A 10,045-nucleotide genomic window follows, 5' to 3' on the forward strand; every position below is an offset into this window, starting at 1 on the left:
ATCTCCTTACATATATGGCTGTGCATACTCTTCCCATTTTTCCAGTGTCGCATCTGCCATTTTCGGAATGGAGGCAGCAAATTTCCATGCCTCCGGCGGCAGGGGATTTCCATGAAGCATCAGAAGATGCAGCATAGAACTCTGCATGTCCACCAGTGCCGCAAGATAAATCAAATCCTCCGGCATATGGGAAAAGACCTCTTCTCCATTGCTGTCTTTTCCATTCTCCAAAAGCATTTGCAATTCTTTTGGTATATCTTCTCTTTTTACTTTTACGGTGTGAACCATTATTTTGTTATCTCCTTTTCTGCTATTTTCTTTGCCACTACAACCAGCCTTCCGTTTTCCTGCGAATATTCACAAGTGGAAAGTGTCAGCAGCTTCTCTCCATAATCTGCCGTAATCCCGGTATCATAAAATGACCGTTCCTTTACAGCTTCTATAAATGTTTCATATGACTTTCTGTTTTCCGCTTTCGTGAACGTATAATAGGCAAAATCACTTCCCGTATAAACCGGAGTGGAAAAGACTGCAAACACCTGATATTTTTCTTCCCCCTGCAGCGTATTGAAAAAAATAAAAGGATGCTCTTTAAAGAACTTCCTCTCACGATACCCTTCCAATGCGGCAAACATCTTTCCGCTGTTCATGTGGTGTCCATAGATGATCAGATTGTCGCAATCTTTCAGGGAACAGTTTTCTGAAAGAAACAAGCTTCCATTTGCAGAGTATTCTCTGAAAAAATCCCGTTTCAGATAATAATTCACTTCTTCCGGATGGTACATAACGGGGTAGTCAATAAGCGTATCCGGTATCGTCAGCCAGCCGATACAATCCTTGTTTTTTTCATGAAGGGCAAGAAGCCCCTCATGGATGAGGTTCTGCTCTTCTTCATCCTGTCGGGGCTTCTCTTTTGTTTCTTCTTTTTGGTTTTCATAAATTTCTTTTAACTGTTCCTGTAAAATATCCGCTTTTTCTTCCTGTTTTGCATAGTCTGCGAGGAAGTGTCCGCTGATTCCCAATAATGCCAGTGACAGAAAACAAAGCAGATAGGCTGCCCATTTTCTCATACGCATCCTTCTCCGATTTTTTTGTCTCCTGACACCTTTTTTATCCGTTCTTCCGCCAGCCTGCAGTATTCCTCGTTCAATTCAATCCCGATATACTGTCGGTTTAACCCTTTTGCCACAGCCCCGGTTGTCCCGCTTCCCATAAACGGATCAAGGACAATCCCCTGTTTTGGGCATCCCGCAAGGATACAGGTTTCCGCCAAACGTGGCGGAAATGCTGCAAAATGTGCCCCTTTATATGGAACGGTATTGATATTCCACACATCCCGCTTATTCCTTAAAGGGTTGATTTCTGTTTTTCCATACCTGCAGGGATTGTTGATCTGCTGTCTGGACATCTGCCCCGGTATGCCGTCCGCATATTTTGTGTTTTCCTTTCTCCCATAGCGGTAACGGATGGCGGTACTTAAAGCAATCGGCTCGGCAACGGCAAGATTGTCGTAAAAATATTTCCCGGACTTTGTAAGCAGGAAGATATGTTCATAACATCGGCTCGGTCGGTCTTTTGCACTCTCCGGCATGGGATTATCCTTCTGCCAGATAATATCACTGCGAAGAAACCAGCCCTCTTTTCTCAGGGTAAGTGCCAGCAGCCACGGAAGTCCCATCAATTCTTTTGGCTTGCAGCCGGACAACCCATGATAGGATTTCCGGCTGTAGCAGTCTGCTATATTAAGCCAGAACGTACCATCTGACCGCAGGACTCTTTTTAATTCACAAAACACAGAAACCAAATGTCCGATATATTCCTCCGGTGCGCCTTCCCTGCCAATCTGGTTTTCCTTTCCATAATCCCGTAAAGCATAATACGGCGGAGAAGTCACACAACAATGGATACTTTCATCCGGCAGACTTTTAGCACCTCCAGACAGTCCCCATTGATAATCGTATCCGTTTTTAACATTCTGCTTTTCCCGCCTTTTCTCCTGTTCCTTCCAAATCCGAAGGTTTGGTTGTCATCAAAGCATACAGACGCAGGGATTTATCAAACTTATCCTTAAACGGGATAATGGTACTGCCATAAAAAATCAATCCCTCTCCCTCGCCGCTGTTGGTCACATAGGAAAGCTGGTGGGGCGAAATGTTCAACTGCTTCGCCAAAATCTGCCTGTCCCCTGCCGCCTGGTTGAGCATATAGATGAAGTCCGAGTTTTCAAATATGTTTTCGATTTCCCGGCTGGCAAGCAAATCCTTGATATTCTGCGTGATTCCTGTCGGGATACCGCCCCATTTACGGAAACGCTTCCAAATCTCCACGGAATAAGCCGCCGTCTGTTCCTCCTTCAGAAGCAGATGGAACTCATCAATATAGTATCTGGTAGATTTATGCAGCGCCCGGTTGACCGTCACACGGTTCCACACCTGATCCTGCACGATCAGCATCCCAAGCTTTTTAAGCTGTTTTCCCAAATCCTTAATATCAAAACAGACAATCCGGTTATTCAGTTCCACGTTGGTACGGTGGTTGAACACCTTTAAGGAACCGTTGACATAGATTTCCAATGCTGTCGCAATCCTCTGTGCCTGAACCTCTTTCTGTTCCCGCAGGCATTGGTACAAATCTCCCAATACAGGCATATTCTCCGGCACAGGGTTTTCAAAATATTTCTGGTATACAATCGGCAAGCATCGGTCAATGACAGACTTTTCTTCTGCTTCAATACCATTTCTGGAACCCATAATCAGCTCACACAAGGACAGAATGAAATCACTCTTAAAGCCCAGCGGGTTATCATCATCAGAATAATCCAGGTTGATGTCCATTGGATTGATGTAATCGTGACTGGTAGGCGAGATATGGATAACCTGCCCTCCAAGTGCGTTGACAAGGGGATAGTATTCTCCTTCCGGATCTCCGATAATAATGTCATCCTGCGTGACAAAAAAAGCATTGGTAATTTCCCTTTTGGCAGAAAAAGATTTTCCGGAACCGGGCGTACCAAGAATCAGTCCGTTAGGATTTTTCAGTTTCTTCCTGTCCACCATGATCATGTTGTTGGAAAGGGCGTTCAAACCGTAATACAAAGATTCTCCCGCCATGAACAATTCCTGTGTGGTAAATGGCACAAAAATAGCAGTGGATGTAGTTGTCAGCGCTCTCTTAATCGGAATCAGATTCAATCCCAACGGAACACTGCTCATCAATCCCTGCTCCTGCATATAGTCCAATCTTCTTAATGAACAATTATATTTCTGTGCAATCCCTCCTGTCTGGAACACCGCATTATCAAGTTCCTGCTTTGTCTTTGCCGTATTTAAAAACAATACCGTCACAAGGAACATCCTTTCATTTCTGGACTGCAAATCTTCCAAAAGACGCTTCGCTTCCCCGCCATACGTGTTCAAATCTGACGGAATGATGTCCATATCGTACCCTGAACGTACTGCTTTTTTCTGTTCTTCTATCTTCATGCGGTTAATATCCGTCACTTTACTTTTTACCAGCTTAATCGCTTTCATCTGATCCAGAGACTGGATATGAAGATTTACAATCAGATTTCTGTCCATATCCAAAAACTCTGCCAGCATCTTATCTGTCAGCTCCGGTGCAAGTATCTGTAAATAAGATGCTGCACCGATGGTATTTCCCATCTGAAAGGTCTTTCCGTCCCGGAACACAAAACTGGTAGGTGCAATAAAGTCTTTTGTCCCCATTCCGCTTCGCAGTACCCTGTCATAAGAGAACTGGAACGGCACTTTTTCTTCCGGGTTAAAGGTTTCATAGAGAATCTGAAGCCGTTCCTCCCCGGACAGCGGATAAGCCGACACTCCGAGAACCTTGAAGTTATTTAAAATATCCGCTTCGATACGTTCCAGCTTCGGCTTTGCTTCCCGGATGTTCTCCGCCTTAATTCCAAATGTAATGTATTTCGTCCGTACCAGGCCATTATTTCCTTTTGCCAGCTGATTTTTTAACATCTGTGCATACTCCATACGCACATCGTCAAATGCGTCATTCTGCGGTCTGATCTGAATAGCGGATTCAAATTCTTTCATACTGCTGTGATGGTTGATAAAGGACACCTGAAAATGGATACTGCTGTCAAAATAATTGAGGAAGTCACACCAGTTTTCAAAAATGGCATTCTTATCTTCGTTCTGTGCCAACTGGTAGTTAATGTCATAAAATCGGATGGTTTTGGAATAATATTTCTCCTGTACCCGGCAGATACCGTCCTTTGCCATTTCCCGGTATGGTATGGATTTCTGTGCCGAAAGACGCTTCTCCTTTTCCTTTTTCAATTCTGCTTTTGAAGGTTTCTTCTCCACAATCTTCTGTGATCCGACTGTATTTCGTCCCTTTCTTTTTCTCCCCGGTTTCTCGGATGCCGCAGAATAATTTACCGTTTTATGCTTTTTCTTTTTTTCCTTTTTTAAAGCGGCTCTTTCTTCTTTTGCTGCCAGCTTTGCTTCTTTTTTAGCTGCCTTTTTCTCTGCTTTTTCCTGCTCTCTGCGCAGCTTCTCATTCATTTTTTCTGCTTTTTTCATAGCCCTTTTTTCACGCCTGGTAAGTTTTCTGGGTGGTTTTCTCCTGCCCCTTCTGCGTTCCAGAGCTTCATAACCGGACACCACAGGCTGTCCCCTTACAAGGCCTGCCATTTTTTCTGTATCATAGGCTTCTGCCTCTCCATAATCCGGATATTCCTCGTCCGCATCATCCAGCCAGCCTCTTTCATAGGCTTCCTGCCTTTTGATATGAGACTGGTACGCCTGTCTATCATTTCCTTTTCTTTTTCTCTGCATGTCCGCTTCCTCCTCTCTTTCTTTTCTCAGTCGTTACTGTTTCCTGTATTTCGTACAGATTCTCAATCTCATACCTGCGGATGGCAGGATACCGCAGTTTTACATGAATGACATTTAAGAGAATCTTTTCCAAAGGCAGGCCGTCCTTTTCATACATGGCAAACATAAATGCCGGAAGCATAAGAATGACCATACCTGTTGCCGCATTGCTTGTTCCAATCCATTCCCTTGTCAGAAAATAAAATGGAAGCCCCACAGCCGCCGCAATCACCAGACAGATAAGCTGCCGTTTCGTGAGGTTTAAAACAACCTTATTTTTTACCTTTGTCAAATCTTTGGGTACTGATACAAATGCCACGATTACCATCTCCTTTCCCTGCATTTTCTAAAATCCGGGACGATGCAGAACCTTCAACTTCATTTCCCCACACATCCCATCCGGATGTTTTCTGCCTTGCAAACAGTTCAATTCTCGGCAGTTCTCCAAATAATTCCACAATCCTCTTCCGGACTTCATCCGGCTTTTTACTGTGCTGTTCCAATGGGCTTATGATAAGCTGAGAGATACTTTTCGATATCCGCTTTGGATGTCCCTTAATCCCAAGCAGACAGATTTCCACATTGGAACGTGTCCAATAGCCCATCCCGAAAAAGAATCCTTTTCCGGATTTATTCTGTTTTACCCATGCAAACCCAAGTGTCTTATAGGTAAATCCCCATGCTTCAAAAAGTTTCATTGCATCCTGAAGCTGCGGAAATGTTACCCATAAAAACAAAGCACAGTCCTTTGCTGCAAGTTCTGCAACAGGAAGTCTGCATATTTCCTGAATACTCATAGTTGGATAGTGGTTTTCTGCCGCCCCCTGTCCCCGGTTCATGTCATATCTCCAGGGCGGATCAGCATAAATAATGTTATATTTTTTCTCCATTGTTTCCTTAGTGTGCATTGAAAATAGAGCGTGACAGGTTTCCGGTTTTCATCAGACTAAAGCAGAGAATGACCGTATATGCCGCCACTCCAAACAATGCTGAATGCATATTGTCTGAAATCTGGATAATGGATACAAGCACCGCATAAATGCCTACACACACCATCATAAAAAATCCCTGAAATCCGAGTGCCAGAAGCCCCCGGAAATAATTTGTTCCTACCTGCCCCCATTCCCGGTTGGACATGGTTGCAAACGGAATCGGTGCAATCGAAGTATAGAGGTAAATTTCTATCATCCTTCCAAACAGGATGACGGTAATCAGTACAGACATCACCTTCATGCACAGGCTGACCACCATCGTCTCCAGTGCCAGTGTGACCAATTCCCCTATTTCCATAGACTCCATTGCCGTATTCATGGCTTCAATCATGGAATCTACGTTAATAGCCGTTTGCGAATTGATAGAGCCGCCTGCGGCATTTACTACATGCTGTCCCACATCAAAGACTGCCATCGCAATCGTGAAGGTATTGCTGACAAGATAAACTGCCACCCACATCTTGAAAAAATACTTGAAAAACATCCAAGTATCTATCTCGTGCATATTATTTTTCTCTGTCAGCATGGTAATCAGTTCATAACACAGGACAAATGTAATAATCACGCCTGCAATCGGCACAATGACCGAATTGGAAAGATTCTGTATCAGACTGAAAATACTTCCATTCCAGCCTTGCGGGGTTTGTCCGACCTGCGCAGCGATTTCTCCTGTCTTTTCATTGACATCGGTAAACATGGTTGTCAGGTTGGACGTGACCATCCCCGTCAAAAGCTCCCTCATCCATTCCTCGATTGCTTCAAAAATGCCATCGAACATGGGTGGTTCTCCTTTCCTCTATGCTTAAAACAGTCCTCCCAGAAGCGGGATAAGCTGTGTTCCGATTAACACACCCCCTCCTCCGGCCATAAGCTGCTTAATTCCCTGTGATTTTGCACCTGGGTTATCATTTCCGTATCCTTCCAGAAGATTGATAACTCCCCATACGGCAAGTCCGGCACCGATTGCCACCACAAGGGTCTGTAAAATATTAATTGCTGAAGCAAAAAACGCCATATAATCACTTGAAAGTCCAATATAGAAAACAGGATTTTCTCTATTTGTCCCGTTTTTGCACATTAAAAAACCGCCGTTTCTTCCGGCGGTCAGCTCTTTCCATATTGGTTTCTTCTCCTTTCCAATTTTTTTGTTTTAATTTTTGTATTTGTGCAATGAGCCTGTATTCCATATTTCCGGTTCAGCACGAATAGGTGGGTAAACATATCTGCCACCTGTTTCTATGTAAAACTGCATTTTCCCCTTTCCGGACTTTGCGACACGGTGTCGCAAAGTTCCTTAATTTACTGTTTTTTCTGTTTCATGTTCTTCTGCTTCATTTCCATCCACCTCATATAAGTCAAATTCTTCCTGTCTCCTGATTTTAAGCTGATGCTTCATATATGCTTCCACATCAAAAGCATTCTTCTCGTCATAATCGGACAACTCCCGGTATCGCTTATGCTTCGTAATGTCAAACTTGTCACTCAAAAACGGACGCACCCCTCTAAGCTGCAAAATACATTTATTTCCATCCATAACCGATAGTTCATCCCGGCTCATCAATTCCTTCCCTGTTTTTTGATAATTAAGCCCATAGGAACGGCTTTGTCCACGTGTGTCAGATGTGTTATAAAGGTCAATGGTTTCCTTTCCAAGTGTCTCTGATATTTCCTTTAAAGTTGTACTTTCCTTTCCTCCCAGAAACAGCATCGTGTCGCAATTCCCGCTGATTGTTTCGGCTGCATCCTTATAAATCGTCTTTAACTGGCTCTGGGACTGCAAGATAATGGAGGCAGAAATTTCTCTGCTTCGGATGGTTGCAATCAGCTTGTCAAATTTTGGAATCTGTCCGATGTTTGCAAATTCGTCTAAAAGCAAACGTACATGGTAAGGTAATCTTCCTCCATGTACATCATCTGCCCTGTCACATAACAGGTTAAAAAGCTGCGTGTACATAATCGCAACAATAAAATTGAAGGTATCATCCGTATCAGAGATAATGACAAACATTGCCGTCCTCTGGTCTCCAAGCATATCCAGTTCCATCTCATCATAAGAAGTCAGTTCCCGAAGTTCCGCAATATCAAATGGCGCAAGTCTCGCACCACAGGAAATCAGGATACTTTTTGCTGTCTTACCTGCCGCCAGTTTGTATTTTTTGTACTGTCGCACAGCAAAGTGTTCCGGGTTTTCTGCCTCCAATTCCTCAAACAGCTCGTCCACCGCATTTTTAAATTCCTCATCATCCTCTCTTGCCTCAGAAGCATTGATAAATTCAAGCAGTGTGGCAAAATTCTGTTCGTCCTCCGGTGCTTCATAATAGATGTACCCAATCAGGGCACAATACAGAAGCCTTTCGGCCTTTACCCAAAAATCTTCGGAAGATTTTTCTCCTTCGCCTTTGGTATTGGCAATGATGGTATTGACCAGCTTTAAGATGTCTTTTTCACTGCGGATATAGCGGAAGGGATTATAATGCATACTTTTTTTGAAATTTATGGTATTCAACACTTTAATCCGGTATGGTTCATAAATAACCTTTCCCTGTTTATCCCTGACTGGCTTGCCGTTTTTCATCTTCGGTGTACCACGGCGGAGCATTTTCCCGCACTCCACCAGAATCGTCCCCTTCGGATCAGTTACAACATAGGAAACATTGGATGGCATCTGCATTAAATTCGGCTTTACATAGAACCTTGTTTTACCGGAACCGGAACCGCCGATAATGATTACATTTTTGTTTCTTGCATATTTAGGCTGTTTCGGGCGGCTGTTCATGGTAAGCCGTTCCGTCTGTGTCAAAAGGATATTATTTTCAAACACTGGATCAATAAAAGGTGCGATGTCTTTCTGGTTTCCCCATCGGGCAGAACCGTATTCCTCTCCCTGCCGGAATTTCTTTGCATTTTTCCCTTTCAGGTACACCATTGCCTTAATCACTACAGTGGTAATCATCCCAACTGCCATATCAAAGATATGGAGACTGAGAATTGGATTTGAGAACGCCATCTGGAAATTCAAAAACAGCACCCCCAGACGTTCTATTGCGGATTCCCCAACACAGAACCGATACAGCCATGCCAGCTTATCTGCCAGGTAAAAAACAATTACATAGGGAATATTCATCATAAGCAGACGTTTCTTATCCACCGCAGGCATCTGTCCGGCAATGTCCTGTCCTATTTTTTTCAAAACTGTCATAACTTCTGACTCCGGCTTCTTTTTATGCTTCCTGCTCAATGTTCCTGCCCCCGATTCTTCTGTTTCATCTTTTCCCTCTGCCTGTGCTTTGCCACACGTTCCATTGCCAAATACAGTTTCTTCCGGACAGATACTTTTTTGCTTTTCTTTAACTGCCATCCGGTATATTCCTTAAAAGCGGCAGTTATGGAATCCACTTCTTTCGCCTTAAAAAAGACATAATATTTCGGAGGTTCTGCCGACCTGTCTTTCTTCAGGCAGTAGTCTATATCATATTTTCTGGCATATTTTTCAAAAGACCGGATATTCCCATCTGTAACCTCAATATTAGAAAGCTCCTGATTGTGTGCTTTCAGTTTTTCCATGCTCTGTTTCCCATGATATACGGTTTCTTTTTTCTGCCCCTTTCCAGAAATTTTTTGCCGCTTTTGGGACTGTTCCATCTCCCTGAGCAGCTTCTGCAGCGATGCTTTTAAAATCTGTGCAGAAATTTTCCCTCCCCGTATACACAAAGACACCACCTTTTCATTTACTTCATCCTGCAAGACAATCACCTTCCTTCTCCCTGACTGCTTTCTTCTGTTTTATTTCCAGCAGAATCTTCTGCAGGCAGTACCCGATGCAAGGAGAATATCTTCCATAAGGGCATCCCTCACAGCACCAAGTCTCCTCTTTCTCTTCAAAAGGTTCCTCCGGCAAAAGCCGATAATAGCATTCTTCTTTGGAACATCCATTCTTCCGGCTATTCCAAAAATAACAGTAAGAGCAGTCCTTTGGCTTATCCTCTGCATATTTCTGATTATCCGCTTTCTTCTGCATCCTGTTTTGCTCTCCTGTCCAATTCTTCCAATCTCCTGTCCTCCTCTGCCCCTACACGAATACAGCAATATAGGCTAACTGCTATGACCACTGCAGCTCCGCCGATAATAATTCCAATCATCTCCATACACCTCTTTCGTCCATCAACAAAAAAACAGGGTGTTTCCAAAATGACCAGCACT

General features: G+C 43.5%; 11 protein-coding genes and 1 pseudogene. All 12 read right to left on the reverse strand.

The window, feature by feature from the left end; translation table 11 throughout:
* Positions 1–6 precede the first annotated feature (6 nt).
* The 12 genes and pseudogenes from ABHC48_RS04515 to ABHC48_RS04570 all read right to left on the reverse strand — a co-directional run bounded on the left by ABHC48_RS04515 (position 7) and on the right by ABHC48_RS04570 (position 9,984).
* Positions 7–288, reverse strand: coding sequence for a hypothetical protein (locus tag ABHC48_RS04515; RefSeq protein ID WP_158422712.1), 282 nt, complete (start codon positions 286–288; stop codon positions 7–9).
* Positions 288–1,070, reverse strand: coding sequence for a class B sortase (gene srtB, locus ABHC48_RS04520; protein WP_158422713.1), 783 nt, complete (start codon positions 1,068–1,070; stop codon positions 288–290). Before srtB ends, ABHC48_RS04515 begins: the two co-directional genes overlap by 1 nt.
* Positions 1,067–1,974: pseudogene (locus ABHC48_RS04525) on the reverse strand (site-specific DNA-methyltransferase). Before ABHC48_RS04525 ends, srtB begins: the two are co-directional and overlap by 4 nt.
* The gene (locus ABHC48_RS04530) at positions 1,968–4,814 is read right to left on the reverse strand and encodes a VirB4-like conjugal transfer ATPase, CD1110 family (RefSeq protein ID WP_158422714.1); all 2,847 of its coding nucleotides are present in this window, start codon (positions 4,812–4,814) and stop codon (positions 1,968–1,970) included. Before ABHC48_RS04530 ends, ABHC48_RS04525 begins: the two are co-directional and overlap by 7 nt.
* On the reverse strand, positions 4,789–5,172 hold the full coding sequence (locus ABHC48_RS04535; protein WP_158422715.1) for a PrgI family protein: 384 nt from the start codon (positions 5,170–5,172) through the stop codon (positions 4,789–4,791). Before ABHC48_RS04535 ends, ABHC48_RS04530 begins: the two co-directional genes overlap by 26 nt.
* Positions 5,126–5,743 carry an MT-A70 family methyltransferase gene (locus ABHC48_RS04540; RefSeq protein ID WP_158422716.1) on the reverse strand — a complete coding sequence of 206 codons (618 nt, stop codon included), beginning with the start codon at positions 5,741–5,743 and terminating at the stop codon, positions 5,126–5,128. Before ABHC48_RS04540 ends, ABHC48_RS04535 begins: the two co-directional genes overlap by 47 nt.
* 7 nt (positions 5,744–5,750) lie before the next feature.
* Complete coding sequence (locus ABHC48_RS04545) at positions 5,751–6,623, reverse strand: VirB6/TrbL-like conjugal transfer protein, CD1112 family (protein ID WP_187565287.1); 873 nt, start codon at positions 6,621–6,623, stop codon at positions 5,751–5,753.
* Positions 6,624–6,647: 24 nt separating this feature from the next.
* Positions 6,648–6,860: a Maff2 family mobile element protein gene (locus ABHC48_RS04550; RefSeq protein WP_195699306.1), complete on the reverse strand. Its 213-nt coding sequence runs from the start codon at positions 6,858–6,860 to the stop codon at positions 6,648–6,650.
* Between the two features lie 279 nt (positions 6,861–7,139).
* Complete coding sequence (locus tag ABHC48_RS04555; protein WP_173770153.1) at positions 7,140–9,002, reverse strand: VirD4-like conjugal transfer protein, CD1115 family; 1,863 nt, start codon at positions 9,000–9,002, stop codon at positions 7,140–7,142.
* A 77-nt stretch (positions 9,003–9,079) separates the two neighbouring features.
* Entirely contained in the window at positions 9,080–9,589 is a 510-nt protein-coding gene (locus tag ABHC48_RS04560) for a PcfB family protein (protein ID WP_158422091.1), read from the reverse strand.
* Positions 9,579–9,863, reverse strand: a complete 285-nt coding sequence (locus ABHC48_RS04565; RefSeq protein ID WP_158422086.1) for a hypothetical protein — start codon at positions 9,861–9,863, stop codon at positions 9,579–9,581. Before ABHC48_RS04565 ends, ABHC48_RS04560 begins: the two co-directional genes overlap by 11 nt.
* Complete coding sequence (locus tag ABHC48_RS04570; RefSeq protein ID WP_173770139.1) at positions 9,844–9,984, reverse strand: hypothetical protein; 141 nt, start codon at positions 9,982–9,984, stop codon at positions 9,844–9,846. The genes ABHC48_RS04565 and ABHC48_RS04570 overlap by 20 nt, the downstream gene beginning before the upstream one ends.
* Positions 9,985–10,045: the final 61 nt, after the last annotated feature.

It is taken from the genome of Ruminococcus sp. 1001136sp1 (assembly GCF_039841815.1).
Taxonomy (GTDB): domain Bacteria; phylum Bacillota; class Clostridia; order Lachnospirales; family Lachnospiraceae; genus Blautia_A; species Blautia_A faecis.